Raw genomic sequence first — 16264 nt, forward strand, 5'->3', positions numbered from 1 at the left:
GATTTCTCAGGTATGAATCAGCCTCAAATCCAATGGAAGAACCCGCAAGGCGCGGGCTCTTCCTATATTCGACAGCAACTTAGGCCGGCTTGACCGACGGCGTGACGGTCTCCCCCGCACTGTCCAGGTCCTGAGCGGCGTCCAGCACCAGCGCCAGCTCTTCCTCGGCCGTCTTGGCGACCAGATGATGCCGGGCGTAAAGGAAGTAGTAGGCCGCACCCACGACGAACAGCACGATGGTGTAGGCGAAGGCACGGGGGTCAAAGGCGTAGACCCCGGTCATTGCAATCAGAGACAGCACCAGGGCGATGACCGAAGTGACCATCCCGCCCGGCGTGCGATAGGGCCTGGCCAGCTCCGGCTGACGCAAACGCAGCAGAATGTGGCTGACCGACATCAAGGCATAGGAAATCGTGGCACCCACGACCGCCATGCCCAGGATCAGGTCGCCCTCGCCGGTCAGCGATACCAAAAACCCGAAGATACCGGGCACCACCAGCGCCCAGACCGGGGCCTTGCGTTTGCTGGTCAGTGACAATGCCTTGGGCAGGTACCCCGCCCGTGAGAGTGCGAACACCAGCCGGCTATAGCCATAGATGATGGAGAAGAAAGAGGCGATCAGGCCCGCCAGACCCAGTACGTTGATCACGGTAGCCAACGTCGTGCTGCCCGTCGCCTTGAGGGCATCAACCAAGGGGACGCCGCTGGCCCCAATCATCTCCGCACCGGCGGCGCCCGCCAGCAGCACCACGACCAAAAGCGCGGTGAACAGCAGGAACACCATCGCGCCGATAATACCGCGAGGCATATCCCGGGCCGGGTCCTTGGCTTCTTCCGCGGCCAGCGGCACGCCTTCGACCGCCAGGAACAGCCACATGGCGAACGGCAGTGCCGCCCATACGCCGTACCAGCCGAACGGCAAAATTTCGCTGGCGCCGGCCGCCTCCGTCGGGGCGATATCAAACAGGTTGGCCGTGCTGAAGTCCCCCACCAGCGCCACCGCCGTGGCGAGGATGGCAAACACTGCCAGGCCGCTGATCACCATCATGACTTTCAGCGCTTCCCCGACACCAGCCAGGTGAATCCCCACAAACACCGCATAGAACACGGCGTAGACCCAAGGCCCGTTGATACCGAGCAGCTCTTCTACCGCGGCACCGATAAATATCACGATCGCCGCGGGGGCCAACGCGTACTCAATCAGTACCGCCAGCCCGGTAAGATAACCGCCGGTCGAACCCATAGCGTGGCGGGCGAAACTGTAGCCGCCTCCCGCGGCCGGGATTGCGGCGGACATTTCCGCCAACGATAGCACCATCGCAAAATACATCAGGGCCATCAGGCCCATAGCGATGGCGAAGCCACCCCACCCGGCCTCGCCAATGCCGAAATTCCAGCCGGCAAAATCACCTGAAATCACATAGGACACACCGAGCCCGGCGAGCAGGAACCAGCCGGCGGTCCCTTTCTTCAACTGACGCTTGGCCAGATAGCTGTCATCCACTGAAGGCGTTGTCATTGAACTTCTCTCCTTGAATCCCGGTTTTAATGGCCGAACGTCAGTTGGCCAGGAAATTCCTGTTGGTTTGGGTGTTATCGACCACGACCTCCTCGGTCCGATCCTTCAGCCCTACCCCAGACAACTTCAATCGATGGGCTTCATGTAGCAGGTAGAGGAGGCGCTGACTGGCCTGTTCGAAGCCCAGGCCAGCGGGTCGCACGTTGGAAATACAGTTGCGGTTGGCGTCGGTCATGGCCGGTCCCGGCGCCCATGTCAGGTAGATACCCAGACTATCGGGTGCGCTGAGCCCGGGACGCTCGCCGATCAGCACCGCCACGGCGCGCGCTTTAAGACTGGCGCCAATCACGTCGCCGATGGCGACCCGGCCCTGCTCGACAACGGTAACGGGTGCCAGGGTCCAGTCGCGTTCGTCCTGCTCCAGCGCCTGGAGAAAAGCCGTCAAGAACGGTACGGCGTTGCTCTGGACCGCCGATGACGACAAACCGTCGACGACGACCAACGCCAGATCAAACCCCTTATCGCGATCAGCGACCGCACTCAGTTGCTCTTGAGCCTCATCGGATAGGACCCGCCCCAAATCCGGCCGCTGCAGGTAGGTATAGCGATCTTCCGCCTCGCTGTGCAGGACTATGGGATCGCCGGGTAACTTGGGCGCCAGGATGGGCTTCAACTCATCCACCAGGGCGGCCACGTCGAGCGGGAAATGCACCGCGTCCCGGGCACGGGCGTGGGCGAGCTGAAATTCGAGCAACTCCCGGGTTGGCAGGCTGATACCGGCCCGTCCCAGCCCGATGCGGGCATCGGTGTACTCGCGCAGCCGGCGCCAGGGATTTTCAATCACCGTCGGAGCTGCGTTATCCGACACCGGTTTGTTGTCAGGCATCGCGCACCTCTCCGATCAGGCCTTTCAGACTGGGATGGAAGATGCCCGGCAGCCGGGCGCTGGGTTCGTGGCGCTGCACGTCGTCGAAGATACCCATACGCTCAAGCCAGGCCTCGAATTCCGGCGCGGGCTTGAGATCCAGGACACGCCGGGCATAAAGCGCATCGTGGAACGACGTGGTCTGGTAATTGAGCATGATGTCATCCGACCCGGGGATACCCATGATGAAGGTGCAACCGGCCACGCCTAGCAGGGTCAGCAGATTATCCATATCGTTCTGGTCGGCTTCGGCGTGGTTGGTGTAGCAGATGTCGCAACCCATAGGCACGCCGAGCAGCTTGCCGCAGAAGTGATCCTCCAGTCCGGCACGGATAATCTCCTTGCCATCGAACAGGTACTCGGGGCCGATAAAGCCCACCACCGTATTCACCAGCAGGGGGTCGAACGCCCGGGCGACGGCGTAGGACCGCGCCTCGCAGGTCTGCTGGTCGAGGCCGTGGTGGGCATTGGCGGAAAGCGCGCTGCCCTGGCCGGTTTCGAAATACATCACGTTAGTGCCCACGGTGCCGCGCTTAAGGGAGAGCGCCGCGTCGCGAGCCTCGCGCAAAGTCGACAAGCTGAAGCCAAAACTGCTGTTGGTGGCCTCGGTGCCGCCAATCGACTGGAACACCAGATCGACCGGCGCCCCCTGCTCGATCGCTTCCAGGGTGTTGGTCACATGGGTCAGCACACAGGACTGGGTCGGTATCTCGTACTTGCGGATTACCTCGTCCATCAGGGTCATCAGCTTCACTGACTGAGACACGTTGTCGGTCGCCGGGTTGATGCCGATCACCGCATCGCCGTTCCCGTAGAGCAAGCCATCGAGGAGACTCGCCGCGATACCGGTGACATCGTCCGTCGGGTGGTTGGGCTGCAGCCGGGTGGAGAGGTGCCCCGGCAGACCGATGGTATTGCGAAAGGCCGTCTGAACCCGGCACTTGCTGGCGACGAGAATGAGATCCTGGTTGCGCATGATTTTGCTGACCGCCGCTACCATTTCCGGCGTCAGGCCCGGGCGCAGGCGAGTCAGCACCTCACCGCTCGCCGCATCGCCGAGCAGCCAGTTGCGGAAATCGCCGACCGTAAGGTGGGACACCGTTTTGAACGCGGCTGCGTCGTGACCATCGAGAATCAGCCGGGTTACCTCATCCTCTTCGTAAGGGACCAGGGCTTCGGTCAGGAACGTTTTGAGCGGAACCTCGGCGAGGCACATCTGAGCCACCACACGCTCTTCGGCGGATTCGGCAATAACGCCCGCCAGACGGTCCCCGGAACGCGCAGGCGTGGCCTTCGCCATGAGTTCGGCGAGATCCCGGAAGTGCCACGTCTGAGTCCCCAGCGTGAATGAATATCGGTGCTTCATAGGCTTACCTGCCTTGCTGAGTCTTTCGGCTTTGCCGAGAGCGTCGAGACGGGCGCGGCCCGGACTCTCCGGCCATAAGGTATGGATCTTGCTCCACGCCATACCGACCTCTTTACTCTAGCGCTGGCACAAAACACCGGTTATCGAATTTTGGCAAAAGGTGATCGGCGCCAAAGCCGTAATAAATCAGCAGGGCGTTCAGGTGGCGCGACGCCGGATTAAGGGCCAAGCTTGGGAAGGGAAACGACACTTCGGAGGTGATCGTGAACCACGAACAACAAAAAAATGCACCATTACGATGCACGACGATCACCGATGATGCCCACGCGCAAGCGGACCACCTGACCAACTGGACCCAGGAGTACGACCAGGTCAGTCCGGGTCGCTTTTATGGCCGCATCGACGAGCTGCATCTGGGTGGCGTTCAGGTCTACAACGAACACAGCAGTCATGCCCTACGCCAGCAATGCATGGTCTGGCCCGATGCCATCTGGTTCGGCCTGCCCAGTCAGCGGGCGGAATGCCGTGTGGACGGCCAGAGCCTGGACGCCACGGACATTATCTGCCGGCCCGGCAGCACCCCGTTCGAGCTGGTCACGCCCGCGGCGTTCGATATGCTGGGCATTGTGGTCAGAGAACACGACCTGCTGGCCGCGTCTGCATCCCAGGGTATCGCTATCAGCGCCGACGATGCCCGCCGGGTTGTCCGGCTGAGCCTGCCGGAACAGACGCTGCATAACCTCCATTACCTGGTCAGCCGTATTGTCCACTCAACCACCGACCGGCTGGACAGCCACATCCACCGGGATCTGCTGATGCTGGCGCTATTGGAGACCCTGGAGCGCGAAACGCCAAACCGTTCCGTGGCGCCCAGTTACCTGCACCGCAAAGCGGTTGTCGAACGCATCAAGGACTACGTGGCGCACGCCCGGGACCTGCCGGTGACCATGACCGAGCTTTGCGAGTTGGCTTGCGTCAGTCGCCGCACCCTCCAGTACAGCTTCGAGAGCATCCTGGGCATCAGTCCGCTGCAGTTTCTGAGAGTGACCCGGCTTAACCGGGTCAAGCGACTGCTCAGCGCCGGCCACCCAACCTCCGTGTCCGATGCGGCGGCTTACAACGGCTTCTACCACCTGAGCCAGTTCTCCGCAGATTATAAGCAGCTGTTTGGCGAGTTGCCGTCCCAGACACGGGCGCGACATCCAGTGCCGGCTTAACTGTTCCCCTGCATAAGGGTTCAACTGTTCCTTAACCCGGAGCCAAGCCGTCCCTATACTGGTTAGCCAGCCAATGGTGTTCAGCCAGCAACCGAGAGCGTTAGATGTACACCCCAAAGCATTTTGCAGAACAAGACACGGCGCGGATGCACGCACTGATCCGCAGCCGCGGCTTCGGCACGCTAGTTACCGCCGGGCCGGACGGTCCCGACGCCAATCACGTCCCGTTCTATCTGGACGCATCCGGTAAGCTCCAGTGCCATGTCGCGCGCAGCAATCCCCTCTGGGAGCAAGTGCGGCAATCGCCGCAGGTCCTGGTGATCTTCCATGGCCCGGATGCTTATATTTCTCCCAACTGGTACGCCACCAAGAAGGAAACCGGCAAGGCTGTACCCACCTGGAACTATCAGGTCGTTCACGCCCATGGCCGCGCCGAACCCATCGAAGATCCGGCCTGGCTGCGCGAGCACCTGGATAACCTGACCCATCACAACGAGCACATGCGTCCCGATGCCTGGGCGGTCAGCGACGCGCCGGCGGACTACATCGAGAAGATGATGGGCGCGATTGTGGGCCTGGAGATCACCCTCGACCGCCTGGAAGGCAAACTCAAAGCCAGCCAGAACCAGCCTGAAGCCAACCGCGCGGGGGTAAAAGCAGGGCTCGATGCTGAAGGTACCGAGTCGGCCAACGCCATGGGCAACCATGTACCCTGACGGGACCGGCGCATAGCAGCGCCCCCATATTTTCACCTTTCCTTCATATCTTCGACATATTCCAGTGCCATGGTGTCCCTGACCTAAAAACAAGCTCGCAGATGGGAAGTCGCGGGCCACTAAAGAGAGAGGGACATCAAATGGGCCTGAGTGTCTGGCAAATCGTTCTCGTGGTTATCCTATTCCTGCTCCTGTTCGGCCGCGGCAAGATTCCCGCGTTGATGTCCGACCTGGCGCAGGGCATCAAGAGCTTCAAGACCGGCATGCGTGACGAGCCGGAAAAAGACGAAGCCCATACCCCGGTGTCTGAATCCGTCAAGACGGCTGAGCCAGCTGCGCAAACCCGCACTACGTCCTGACCAAGTGAGGCCTCGGCTATGTTTGACCTGAGCTGGGTAGAACTCCTGTTCTGCGGTGCGCTGGCGCTGATCGTTATCGGTCCCAAAGACATGCCGCAACTCTTCCGTGCCGGCGGCCGCCTGCTGAGCAAGGGACGTCGTTTTTATAGCGACGTGGTCGGCAGCATGCATCAGCTTGAGCGCGAGGTGGACATCGCCTCGGGCAAGGGGCCCGCCCATGAAAACTGGCGCAATCTGATTCCCGAAGACCTGCGCAACCTGCCCTCGGATTTTCGTCCCGGTGCGTTCTCGGCCGAAGACCATCAACGCCGGCGCGCTGCCATCGAGCAAGCTAAACGCGACGCGGAAGCGGCGCGGCAGGCCGAAGCGGATCGGGCAGCAACGCTTACCGACGAGGCCAAATTCAACGACACAGCGCCTACGGATAACCGGTAACCCGCCATGAGCCAAGACGATCTCGACCTTTCCAAGGCCCCGCTGCTGACGCACCTGCTGGAACTGCGGACCCGACTATTGTATTGCCTGGGTTTCTTCGCGGTGGTATTCGGCGTTTCATACCTGTTCGCCGAGGATATCTATCGGTTCCTGCAGCAGCCCCTGCTTCAGATTTTCGGTCCCGAGAGTGGCCGGCGCATGATCTATACCGGTCTGCACGAAGCCTTTTTCACCTATCTGAAGCTATCCTTTTTCATGGCGATGTTCGTCACCCTGCCGCTGGCGCTGATTCAGGTCTGGAAGTTCATTGCGCCGGGGCTTTACCAGCGCGAACAGAAGGCGCTATCGCCACTATTTGTTATGACCCCGGTTCTGTTTGTATTGGGTGCATCACTGGCGTTCTACGTGGTGATGCCCCTAGCCTGGGATTTCTTTATCAGCTTCGAACGGCCCAGCGTGGAACAGGGTATCAGCGTCGAACTGGAAGCACGAGTGAGCGAATACCTGGGACTGGTGATCAAGCTGATCCTGGCGTTCGGCCTGAGCTTCGAGCTACCCGTACTGCTACTTGTGATGGCCAAGGGGGGCCTGGTGACCGCCGATTCCCTGCGGCGGCATCGCCGCCACGCTATCGTCGTCACCTTTCTGTTTGCTGCACTGATTACCCCGCCAGACCTGATTTCACAAATCGCTTTGGGGCTACCTATCGTGATGCTTTATGAGCTCTCCATCCTGCTGATTCGCTGGACGCGGTCGGATGAGACGTCCATGGAGCGCGCGGCCGCCAGCCAGGTTTAGTCCGTCGTTCGGTTATGGCGAACGCAGGTCGGCCTCACCCATACCCTGCTTATTTCTCACCCATACCCTGCTTATTTCTCACACATACCGGCTATTTTTCACACATACCCACTATCACGAAAGGTTCATCCAACCGTAAAAAGCCTTACCTCCGACTGTCACAGGAGCGCTGCATTGTATTTCGGGACGACTCAACGGAAGTCCCCGAGAGCAGATCGGGAGATGAGTCCACAACCTCAAAAAAACCTAAAAGCAAGGAGCGTCCTGATGACTCACCTGTTCAAGCCCCAGTTCGAGGGCGACACCGAAATCCAGCCGGTGTTCAATCGTCGCGATTTCATGAAAGGCAGTTCAGCCGTCGCTGCAAGTACCGCCTTCGCAGCCATGGCCAGCCAGGCACAGGCTGCCAGCTTCCCTTACACTGACGGCTACGGTCCATTGATACCCACTGCGGACAAGGCCACTGGCCTGGAACTGCTCGCCCTGCCTGAAGGCTTCGAATACACCACCTACGGCTGGACCGGCATGATCCAAACCGACGGTCTGCCTACCCCGACCGATCACGACGGCATGGCGGTCGTTGCGGCCAAGAACAACATCATCTCTTTGGTCCGCAACCACGAGAATTCGGAAGGCGAAGGCGCACCCTGCCTGCCCCGTGGCAACCGCGGGGTCTACAATCCAGCCCAGTATGGCGGCACGACCAACCTGATGTTCGACGTCATGGAAGGCAAATTCCTGTCGTCCTACAACAGCCTTGGCGGCACCATTCGTAACTGCGCTGGCGGCCTTACACCGTGGGGCACCTGGCTGTCCTGCGAAGAAACCTTCAACCCATGGAACCAGGGCCCGCAGGGTTATAACCATGGTTACGTGTTCGAGGTTCCCGGCTTTGGCTTCTCCGACGGCCAGCCCATTCGCGAGATGGGCCGTTTTGCCCATGAAGCCGTCGCAGTCGATCCCGCCACCGGCATCGTTTATGAAACCGAAGACACCGGCGCTTCTGCCTTCTATAAGTTCGTACCTGAAGGCAAATGGGGTGACCTGAAATCCGGTGGCAAGCTCTACGCCATGGTACTGGACAACACCACCCGCCTGGACCTGCGCGGTGGGCTCGCAGCCGGCACGACCTGGGACGTCTCCTGGCAGGAAATCGCCGACCCGGACGCCATGTCCCAGACCTGCTTCGATCAGGCGACTAACGCTGCCATCATCGAGCGCGGCGAAGGCTGCTGGTACGACGACGGCAAGATCTACTTCGTCTCAACCTCCGGCGGTGCCGCCAGCCTGGGTCAGATCTTCGTTTACGACCCGCGCAAGGAAATCTGCACCTTGCTGTTCGAATCCAGCGACACCAGCCAGGTGGACGGCCCGGACAACATCGCCATCAGCCCGCGCGGCTCCATCCTCATGTGCGAGGACGGCGGCTCCAACCCCAAGCGCCTGGTTGGCCTGACTCAGGCTGGCATCACCTTCCCCTTCGCTGAAAACCGCATCGCGCTGGACCAGGGCGATCTGAGCACCATCGATGCCGCGTTCCCCGGCGCGCGCGAGTTCTTCTGGGACGAGGTGGGCCCCTCAACGAATGGTTCCAACCGCCTCAGCTTCACCAGCAGGGAATGGTGCGGCGCCACGTTCTACGGCCGCTGGCTGTTCGTGAACATCCAATCCCCGGGCGTGACCTTCGCCATCACCGGTCCCTGGGAGAAGGGCGCGCTATAAGTCTTGATCGACGCACAGGCTTCATCGACCCACAGGGAGGTGGGCACTCAGAAAAAGAATACTCAGGATCCACAACAAGCGGGTAGTCCCGTCAGCCGGCGGGCACCCGACTCAAAAATGACGAAACAAGGAGAAAGTGAAATGCGTTCATTGATTCAATCCACCGGTCTGGCGCTGCTGGTTATGCTGCCTTTTACCGCCAACGCCGGCATCATGGAACTGTCTGGCGATGGCGGCTATTCCGAGGCCGTGGACAGCAGTAACGGCTGGGTGACAGAAGATACCTTTACCGGCGATAACGTTGATTTCTGGACCTTCGAAATCAGCGAGCCGACCACGCTTTCGGTCGACATCGAGTCGGACATCGCCTTCGGCATCAGCGTCTATATGGGCCAGATTGCCGATGAATTCGCCACGATGTTTTTCAGCAATAGCGGCGATTTCACCGATGGGTCGCTGACCTACGCCGGCGGCACCCCAGCGATCCCCGGCGGCAATAGCAGTCTGTCCAGCCTGTTTCTGGATTCCGCAGGCTTCTTCACCATCGCCGTAGGCGGTGCAGAAGGCTTCGATTTGTCCGGCCCCTTCAATTACACCATGAACGTCGCAACCGCTGCGGCTGTTCCCGAGCCCTCAACCCTGGCCTTGATGCTGGCCGGTGGCCTTACTCTCGTCGCCCGTCGCCGGTCTGCCAAAAACGCCTAGCCGGTCACCCGACAGTCCGGCACCCAATCCGCGCCGGCCTGTTCCCTTTGCCGCCTGCCCGGTCCCCAGCCGGACCAGGCGGCCTTTTCTTGTCAGTGCCACGCCGATTAATGACTGGCAAAAACGCTTAAAGCACCTTTTTAAAGCCCTCGAACTGCGGCGGTCCGAGATAGATTCCCTTCGCGGGTTTGGCGTTAGCGTGGGCTTTGCGAAAAGCGTCCGATTTAGTCCAGCTCACAAATGCGTCTTCGGACTCCCAAACGCTATGGGAGGAAAACAGCGTATGGTCGTCGTAGCTGGGGCCCTGCAGCAAGTTGAAGCTCTTGAAGCCAGGGACTTCATTCAGGTGGGTCTCGCGGTTACGCCAGATTTCGATAAAGTCCTCTTCCTTGCCCGGTGCGATTCGGAATCGATTCATCGCGATATACATGGTCTGACTCCTTCTTATAGACGTATTGAACCGTCGTATTACGAATATAGACGTATTGGACGAGACGTATTGGACACCCACTATATAGCAGCGCCGCCGCTTACACCCCATGCGATTGTCACTGGTGCCCACTCAACGCAAACGTCATGGATAGAGAGGCCAAGTTGCCGGTTTATTGCCCGAAAAGTTTTGAAATTATCAAAGGCTGGTGATTGCGGCGCAAACTCCGTGTATCGTCGGTCGTTCATTTAAATGGCTGAAGAGATGTCCATGTCCGAGCTGATCCTGCACCAGTACGCCATGTCCCCGTTTTCCGAGAAGATCCGCACCATGCTGGGCTACACCGGCCAGAGCTGGAAAGCAGTTACTGTACGCGAGATGCCGCCGCGCCCAGACCTCGAACCGCTGGCTGACGGCTATCGCAAAATTCCCGTGGCCCAGATCGGTGCCGACGTGTTCTGCGATACACGTACCATCAGCCGTGAAATCGCCCGCATGTCCGGCAAGCCTGAACTGGCCCTGGAGAATAATTCGCAAGAGGTGCAAGACTTTGTCCGCGAAGTGGATCTGCAGATCTTCCTGGCGTGCATTGTCTCGTCCAGTGGCGGCGGCCTGCTGATCAAGCTGATCCGCAATACGTCCATAATCGATGCCTACAAGTTCTTGAAGGACCGCATCGAAATGGGCAAGAAATCGAAGGTCCGTTCCGTCAGCCCCAAACAGGCCAAAGCGCGAGTAGCCGAGCATGTGGCCGATCTTGAGAAGCGCCTGACACGGGATTTCCTGTTTGGCGACAAGCCATGCATTGCCGATTTTTCGGCCTATCACGGCTTATGGTTCGTGTGCGATGTTGCGGAAAAAGACGTGCTCAAGAACGCGCCAAGAGTAAGCGCCTGGATGGAGCGCATTCGCGCTTTCGGACATGGGTCGGTGGAAGAAATCAGCGGCGACCAGGCGCTGGAAGTCGCGCACGCTACGCTACCGCGCCCGTTACCGTCATCGAACGCCAACGGCTCGATCGGTCAGACAGTCCGTGTGGCGCCTGACGATTATGGACGCGAACCGATAACCGGAACGCTGGTGGCCGATGATGGAACGAGTTGGATTATCGCCCACGAGCACCCCCGCGTCGGTACCGTGAACATTCACGTCCCGCAGCAGGGGTTCAGCCTGAAAGACCGCTAAAGCGCGGCTACCAAGCCACCGCGTCGTTCGATCCCCGTTTGATAATCGGGGTTTCGTTCTCCCACACAGCCAGACCGTTCTGCAGGTCGGTCAGGCTGAGCTGGAAATAGTATTCCACCTGCTGCTCGTCCTCGACTTTGTGGTTACGCTGGATGATCTTGCCGGACAGACTCAGGTCCGGCGCTTGGAGCGTACCTTTGCGCTGCACGCCGGACTGGTCGAACTCTTCGTTGTTACGAAGTTCACGGGCCTGCTGGTTCATCGGGTCTTCGGCGCCCTCCACACCAACAGCCGTCGTGGTCAACACCTTGCCCGAACGCAGCAGGGCGACCCGTATTTTCTTGGTAAGCTGATCGGTATCGATACGCTGCATGGTGTCATTGACGATGCGGCTGACCACCATGACGTAACGCTGGCCGGAGGGATTGGAGACGGCACCGCTGGCCAGCAGATCCTGCACTGCGTCGTCTGCAGCGCGCTCGAAGTCCCGGTAGTCGAGTGTCATGGCTACCGGGCCCGTATCTGCCGCCGGGTCGACATAGCGGGTAGGCGTGGCGCAGGCCGTCAACAGCAACGATACAGCGGTTATGACGATCAGCTTTTTCATGGCTCTCGATCCTCGCGCAGGTGCAACTGATAGCTGACGGCCCGCTCATGCGGGGCCGTTGCCGAGAAGAAACGGGTCTGATTGCGCAGCACGCGTGCGGTTCGATAGCCCTCGCCAACACCGGGCACGATCATGCCGTCCCCGTCGAACCAAGTGACATCCCACTCCATATCCGTGTCCTGATATGCCTGAACCGAAAACTGGATACGTAGCAGGGCGCTGTCGTCTGCCAGTTTGACCCGTTGAGACAGCAAGTCCTGAACCGTCAATGACTGGCGGATTTCCGGGTCGACCTTCAGGTCGTCGCGGGGTACGTATTCCCGCTTGGGCTGGACCGGTGCGCAGGCGGCGATCACCGCACTCGCCAGCGCCAACGTCAGCATGAATACCGTTTTACGCATAATAAGCTCTCCTATAGCGCGTCCATCGCCGAACATGGCCGCGACCCGTCGTCATCCCCTGCAAGGGTATAACACTGGCCGGGGCGCTCGCCCTTAAGGTCCAGCAACATTACCGTAGCAGGCGCCTGGGCGGTAGGTCGCTTAACGTAAACCAGGGTAAAGGGTTGATCCGGAACGTCCACCGTTCCCAGACGCCCCCGAACAGTGTCACCCAGAACGATCCGGCCATCGGCGGGCCGTTCCATGCGCGCGACCTCCCAGTGGTCCGGCAGTGCTTGCCAGCCTCGCAGGTCTGCCTGGGTGGTCGCGAGGGTGTAGATAATCGACCCCAACTGGCCTGCGATACCAAGGGACTCCGTAGCCTGATATTGGATGATGCCCTTGACCACCGCGCCGGAAATGGCGCGGGTCAGCACGCTGGAGAAACGGGCCTGCATCTCGGTGCGAATAACCTTGCCCATCTGGGCAACAGGTTCTGTTTTGACACTGCCCGCCGGCGATTGAGCCATCAGACTACCCGCAACCGCTGTGCGTTCCCGGTAGCGCGGCAACGCTATGCTGGTAAATATCACGGACGCCCTGTCGCCACCATGGGACAGGAATAACGGTATATCAAACCGGGCTTCTTCCAGTACCGGGCCCAAGCCATTCTCGTAAAGTATCCACACCATCGGCGGCAGCTCATTTCGCCTCGTGCGGCCCGCGGCCAAGTCAGCCGCCAGCTCGGCGTCAGCTTGCAACGTCGCATGGCCCGGCGTCATGGCAGCCACCCGGCGTAAAGAGTTGGCGCCCCGTTCCGTATCCGCTCCGCCCTGGCCGCTGGCCAAGAAGAACAGCCCGTGCAGGTAGGTGCTGGAAGGCACGATGTAATCGGGATAGACGCTCCAACCGGACGGGTCGCCATAATGGGCTTCCAATACCGAGCGCATGCCGTCGCTCTGAATACTTCGCTGAACCATTCGAGCGTTCTGCGGATCGTTCTGCAGCGCCCGGCGTTGCTCGGCGATTTCCTCGGCGAAGAAATCCACCGCCCGCCGCGTGCGGTCGTCGGCGCGATTGAACTCCACCCGCGCATACTCAGCATTGGCCTCGGCCAAAAATGACAAGCCTTTGTAGGTGTTCACCATGATGGCCTCGGACATCAGGGCGCGATAGTCCCGAGAGGATTCATTGACCAGCACCGACATTACATTTTCGGTCGCGGAGGACGCGAAGCCCTCAGTATCCAGATATTTCATCTCGGCTTCGGCCTTGTCGAACGCCGCAATCGAGTCCTCAAAGTCCCCTTCCAGGCGATAGGCTTCGCCCTGGTGCAGCAGTTCAAGCACGTGATTACCTTTGCCGGGATCGCCCTCGTCCTGATAGTTCATGACGCTGGCAGCAACGGCGTAATTGCCCTGGCTGAAAGCACTGTTGAACTGGGCCATCCGGTCTCTTTGCTGGAACGCAGAGCAGCCGGCGAGACTTAACGCGGCGAGGAGTGCGAGACTGTTTCGGGTCAATCGATGCGCGGTACTAAAAATCAACACTCGATTCCTGGTCCGAGAATACGCCATCATATTTACAGTGCACTAGACAGTAACGGTGAGGATGAGTTCATGGGAGAAAACGCTTGCCATGTTACCGCGTGGCGGGCAGCATTTCCCGCTCACCCAACGAGCATGAACAACGAAGAGGACTTTACAATGGCACAAGCAACCGCACGCCACATTCTGGTAGACAACGAAGCGAAGTGTGAAGAGCTCAAGCAACAGATTGCCGATGGCAAAGACTTTGGCGAAGTGGCCCGCGAACATTCCAGCTGCCCCTCCGGGCGCAACGGCGGCGACCTCGGTTCCTTTGGCCCCGGCCAGATGGTCCCGGAGTTCGACAAGGCCGTGTTCAACGGTGACGTCAATGTCGTGCAGGGCCCGATCAAGACCCAGTTTGGCTATCACCTCCTAGAGGTCACCAGCCGTACCTGATTAGGTGGGCTACTTTGAAAACCCCGGAGATCGTCGATCTCCGGGGTTTTTTAATGCGAGCTGGAACCCAGGCAATTGTGTGCCGTGCGGTTAATTCGCTGATCTACTGCGCGGCACACTAATACCTGAACTGCGAAACCGCTGCCTGCAATTCATCCCCCATGCTCGCCAGCCGATCCGTGCGTGACCCTGTATCCGACGCATGGTGATTGATCCGATCGATCTGCTGAGTCAGGTTGGCGAGGTTGCGGTCAATACTCTGAATCGCTTCGCTCTGCTCCGCCGTGGCCTGGGCCACCTGTTGATTCAGCTCCTGCATCCGGCTGGCCTTAGTCTCGATACTCTCCAGACTGTTGCTGCAATGGCGGATACAATCCACCGTATGGCGACTTTCCTCCAGGCTCTGACGGATTTCGGCTACCGCCCGGCGCGCATCGGTTTGCAGGTTTTCCACCAGGTTCTGGATTTCCACGGTGGAATCGCCGGTGCGGCTTGCGAGTCCCCGGACCTCGTCGGCCACGACCGCAAAGCCGCGACCGGACTCCCCGGCCCGTGCCGCCTCGATGGCGGCATTCAGCGCCAGCAGATTCGTTTGTTCGGCGATACCGCGAATCACATCGAGCACCGTACCGATGCTGTCGCTTCGCTCGGCCAACTGATGGATGACGCCGCTGGCCATATCGATCCGGCCAGTGAGCGCGTCCATGGCTTTTACCGATTCACTGGCCGCGGAGCCGCCCTCTCGGGTGAGGCGACTGACTTCGTCGGCCAACCGGGCCGCATCTTCGGTGCTAGCCTGAATACCCGTAGCCGAGGCTGACATCTGGGTCGTCGCCGTGGCAACCAGCCCCGTCTCCTGCTGTTGCTGACCGACCTGCCCCGCCAGTTGCTGACTACCCTGCTTGCCCTGAACCGCCACCTGCCCCAATTCCTGGGTGGAGTCCCCGAGGCGATGGATGAGTTCGCGGAAGCGCCCCAGCATGCTATCGAACGCGCGGGTGATGACCTGCAGCTCATCGTCACGCCGGTAATCCAGGGACGCCGTCAGATCGCTGTTGGCGTGAATCTGCTCGATGCGCTGGCCCAGCATGCGGATCGGTCCCAGCACGGAGCGCAGGAAGATCGCCCCGAGGACCACGGCCAATGCCGCGATAACAGCCATCATGCCCAAACTCACCCGGGTTGCCTGCCGAATATCGCCGCGAATAGCCGCGACCGACTCAGCCACCTCGGCACCGGCCCCCTCGACAGCATCGCCCGCCTCAAGCACACCATCCCCCAGCGCCTGTTCCTGTTGACGATAAGCCTGCCTGACGGCATCCAGCCGGGCGCCAAGCAGCACTGCGCGCTCACGGGACGCCTCGCCCATCGAGCGCCCCATCAGCATCATGGAGTCCTCGAAGAAGGTGAACATCTTCTCCGCCAGCATGCGGTACTCGTCCAATGTTGAGGTCATCTCCGCCACGAGATCGGCCAAATCGGGGTTTTCGTCGACCAGTCGCGTCAGTGCCGCACCGAAGGCGTCGAATGCGACATGCGCCTTGTCGAGGGATTCGGGGTCGGCATTCAGGGCGGCGTGGGAATACCAGTATTGCAAGCTGTCGAGTTGGCGCTGGGCGTCGTTGACGCCTTGGGCCAGCGCGGCCAGTCGGCGCTGCTCGCGGATCAAGTCGGCCTGGCGCCGGGTCGCCTCCACCTGACCGTCGATGCTGGCCTGCTGACGGTCGACACTGTCGCCAATGGCATCGATACGGTGGATCACCAGGCTGGAGGCGCCAACCGCCACGGCAGTCAGGATCGCAAACAGCAGGATCACCTTGGTCCGGATCGTCAGGGAAAAGGAACGCGCTCGACTGCGCTGGATTGAGTTCTGGCTAGAGGACATCGGGCTATCCCTCCGTTTGTAGGGCCGTTA

Annotated in this window: 17 protein-coding genes; 9 read left to right on the top strand and 8 right to left on the bottom strand. The window is 60.2% G+C overall.

Features of this window, described 5'->3' with window-relative positions; genetic code table 11:
* Window positions 1-79: 79 nt before the first annotated feature.
* The 3 genes from eat to FXO11_RS16270 are packed head-to-tail and all read right to left on the bottom strand — an operon-like array spanning window position 80 to window position 3810.
* A complete protein-coding gene (gene eat, locus FXO11_RS16260) occupies window positions 80-1519 on the bottom strand; it encodes an ethanolamine permease (protein WP_148864006.1) in 1440 nt (479 codons plus the stop codon).
* Window positions 1520-1559: 40 nt separating this feature from the next.
* Complete coding sequence (eutC, locus tag FXO11_RS16265) at window positions 1560-2405, bottom strand: ethanolamine ammonia-lyase subunit EutC (protein ID WP_148864007.1); 846 nt, start codon at window positions 2403-2405, stop codon at window positions 1560-1562.
* Window positions 2398-3810, bottom strand: a complete 1413-nt coding sequence (locus FXO11_RS16270) for an ethanolamine ammonia-lyase subunit EutB (RefSeq protein ID WP_148864952.1) — start codon at window positions 3808-3810, stop codon at window positions 2398-2400. The genes eutC and FXO11_RS16270 overlap by 8 nt, the downstream gene beginning before the upstream one ends.
* A gap of 263 nt (window positions 3811-4073) precedes the next feature.
* Between FXO11_RS16270 and FXO11_RS16275 the strand changes: the two genes are divergently transcribed.
* The 7 genes from FXO11_RS16275 (at window position 4074) to FXO11_RS16305 (ending at window position 9762) form a co-directional block, all read left to right on the top strand.
* Window positions 4074-5027 carry a helix-turn-helix domain-containing protein gene (locus tag FXO11_RS16275; RefSeq protein ID WP_148864008.1) on the top strand — a complete coding sequence of 318 codons (954 nt, stop codon included), beginning with the start codon at window positions 4074-4076 and terminating at the stop codon, window positions 5025-5027.
* A gap of 146 nt (window positions 5028-5173) precedes the next feature.
* The gene (locus FXO11_RS16280) at window positions 5174-5743 is read left to right on the top strand and encodes an FMN-binding negative transcriptional regulator (protein WP_264766180.1); all 570 of its coding nucleotides are present in this window, start codon (window positions 5174-5176) and stop codon (window positions 5741-5743) included.
* A 140-nt stretch (window positions 5744-5883) separates the two neighbouring features.
* On the top strand, window positions 5884-6102 hold the full coding sequence (tatA, locus tag FXO11_RS16285) for a twin-arginine translocase TatA/TatE family subunit (protein ID WP_148864010.1): 219 nt from the start codon (window positions 5884-5886) through the stop codon (window positions 6100-6102).
* An 18-nt stretch (window positions 6103-6120) separates the two neighbouring features.
* Entirely contained in the window at window positions 6121-6537 is a 417-nt protein-coding gene (locus FXO11_RS16290; protein ID WP_148864011.1) for a Sec-independent protein translocase subunit TatA/TatB, read from the top strand.
* A gap of 6 nt (window positions 6538-6543) precedes the next feature.
* Window positions 6544-7335: a twin-arginine translocase subunit TatC gene (tatC, locus tag FXO11_RS16295; protein ID WP_148864012.1), complete on the top strand. Its 792-nt coding sequence runs from the start codon at window positions 6544-6546 to the stop codon at window positions 7333-7335.
* A gap of 267 nt (window positions 7336-7602) precedes the next feature.
* Complete coding sequence (locus FXO11_RS16300; RefSeq protein ID WP_148864013.1) at window positions 7603-9057, top strand: alkaline phosphatase PhoX; 1455 nt, start codon at window positions 7603-7605, stop codon at window positions 9055-9057.
* A 141-nt stretch (window positions 9058-9198) separates the two neighbouring features.
* Window positions 9199-9762, top strand: coding sequence for a PEP-CTERM sorting domain-containing protein (locus FXO11_RS16305; protein ID WP_168203188.1), 564 nt, complete (start codon window positions 9199-9201; stop codon window positions 9760-9762).
* 127 nt (window positions 9763-9889) lie between these two features.
* On the opposite strand, the gene FXO11_RS16310 is transcribed toward FXO11_RS16305, so the two are convergent.
* A complete protein-coding gene (locus tag FXO11_RS16310; protein WP_148864015.1) occupies window positions 9890-10192 on the bottom strand; it encodes an antibiotic biosynthesis monooxygenase family protein in 303 nt (100 codons plus the stop codon).
* Window positions 10193-10462: 270 nt separating this feature from the next.
* Here FXO11_RS16310 and FXO11_RS16315 point away from each other — a divergent pair, with 270 nt between their 5' ends.
* Complete coding sequence (locus FXO11_RS16315) at window positions 10463-11377, top strand: glutathione S-transferase family protein (protein ID WP_148864016.1); 915 nt, start codon at window positions 10463-10465, stop codon at window positions 11375-11377.
* Between the two features lie 7 nt (window positions 11378-11384).
* Here FXO11_RS16315 and lpoB read toward each other — a convergent pair whose 3' ends face one another.
* The 3 genes from lpoB to FXO11_RS16330 are packed head-to-tail and all read right to left on the bottom strand — an operon-like array spanning window position 11385 to window position 13812.
* On the bottom strand, window positions 11385-11984 hold the full coding sequence (lpoB, locus tag FXO11_RS16320) for a penicillin-binding protein activator LpoB (protein WP_148864017.1): 600 nt from the start codon (window positions 11982-11984) through the stop codon (window positions 11385-11387).
* Window positions 11981-12385 (bottom strand): YcfL family protein, encoded by a 405-nt coding sequence (locus FXO11_RS16325; protein WP_227545939.1) that lies wholly within the window; start codon window positions 12383-12385, stop codon window positions 11981-11983. Before FXO11_RS16325 ends, lpoB begins: the two co-directional genes overlap by 4 nt.
* 11 nt (window positions 12386-12396) lie before the next feature.
* On the bottom strand, window positions 12397-13812 hold the full coding sequence (locus tag FXO11_RS16330) for a COG3014 family protein (protein WP_148864018.1): 1416 nt from the start codon (window positions 13810-13812) through the stop codon (window positions 12397-12399).
* 258 nt (window positions 13813-14070) lie between these two features.
* Between FXO11_RS16330 and FXO11_RS16335 the strand changes: the two genes are divergently transcribed.
* Window positions 14071-14349, top strand: a complete 279-nt coding sequence (locus FXO11_RS16335; protein WP_264766181.1) for a peptidylprolyl isomerase — start codon at window positions 14071-14073, stop codon at window positions 14347-14349.
* Window positions 14350-14467: 118 nt separating this feature from the next.
* Here FXO11_RS16335 and FXO11_RS16340 read toward each other — a convergent pair whose 3' ends face one another.
* Entirely contained in the window at window positions 14468-16234 is a 1767-nt protein-coding gene (locus FXO11_RS16340; protein ID WP_148864019.1) for a methyl-accepting chemotaxis protein, read from the bottom strand.
* Window positions 16235-16264 lie beyond the last annotated feature (30 nt).

The sequence above is a fragment of the Marinobacter fonticola genome, from assembly GCF_008122265.1.
GTDB lineage: Bacteria > Pseudomonadota > Gammaproteobacteria > Pseudomonadales > Oleiphilaceae > Marinobacter_A > Marinobacter_A fonticola.

Bases quoted from the DNA above. Each gene is read 5' to 3' on its own strand.
- FXO11_RS16330 (WP_148864018.1), bottom strand. From the start codon at position 13,812: ATGGCCCAGTTCAACAGTGCTTTCAGCCAGGGCAATTACGCCGTTGCT.
- FXO11_RS16310 (WP_148864015.1), bottom strand. From the start codon at position 10,192: ATGTATATCGCGATGAATCGATTCCGAATCGCACCGGGCAAGGAAGAG.
- eat (WP_148864006.1), bottom strand. From the start codon at position 1,519: ATGACAACGCCTTCAGTGGATGACAGCTATCTGGCCAAGCGTCAGTTG.
- tatC (WP_148864012.1), top strand. From the start codon at position 6,544: ATGAGCCAAGACGATCTCGACCTTTCCAAGGCCCCGCTGCTGACGCAC.
- FXO11_RS16335 (WP_264766181.1), top strand. From the start codon at position 14,071: ATGGCACAAGCAACCGCACGCCACATTCTGGTAGACAACGAAGCGAAG.
- tatA (WP_148864010.1), top strand. From the start codon at position 5,884: ATGGGCCTGAGTGTCTGGCAAATCGTTCTCGTGGTTATCCTATTCCTG.
- FXO11_RS16270 (WP_148864952.1), bottom strand. From the start codon at position 3,810: ATGAAGCACCGATATTCATTCACGCTGGGGACTCAGACGTGGCACTTC.
- FXO11_RS16280 (WP_264766180.1), top strand. From the start codon at position 5,174: ATGCACGCACTGATCCGCAGCCGCGGCTTCGGCACGCTAGTTACCGCC.
- lpoB (WP_148864017.1), bottom strand. From the start codon at position 11,984: ATGAAAAAGCTGATCGTCATAACCGCTGTATCGTTGCTGTTGACGGCC.
- FXO11_RS16305 (WP_168203188.1), top strand. From the start codon at position 9,199: ATGCGTTCATTGATTCAATCCACCGGTCTGGCGCTGCTGGTTATGCTG.
- FXO11_RS16325 (WP_227545939.1), bottom strand. From the start codon at position 12,385: ATGCGTAAAACGGTATTCATGCTGACGTTGGCGCTGGCGAGTGCGGTG.
- FXO11_RS16300 (WP_148864013.1), top strand. From the start codon at position 7,603: ATGACTCACCTGTTCAAGCCCCAGTTCGAGGGCGACACCGAAATCCAG.
- eutC (WP_148864007.1), bottom strand. From the start codon at position 2,405: ATGCCTGACAACAAACCGGTGTCGGATAACGCAGCTCCGACGGTGATT.
- FXO11_RS16315 (WP_148864016.1), top strand. From the start codon at position 10,463: ATGTCCGAGCTGATCCTGCACCAGTACGCCATGTCCCCGTTTTCCGAG.
- FXO11_RS16340 (WP_148864019.1), bottom strand. From the start codon at position 16,234: ATGTCCTCTAGCCAGAACTCAATCCAGCGCAGTCGAGCGCGTTCCTTT.
- FXO11_RS16290 (WP_148864011.1), top strand. From the start codon at position 6,121: ATGTTTGACCTGAGCTGGGTAGAACTCCTGTTCTGCGGTGCGCTGGCG.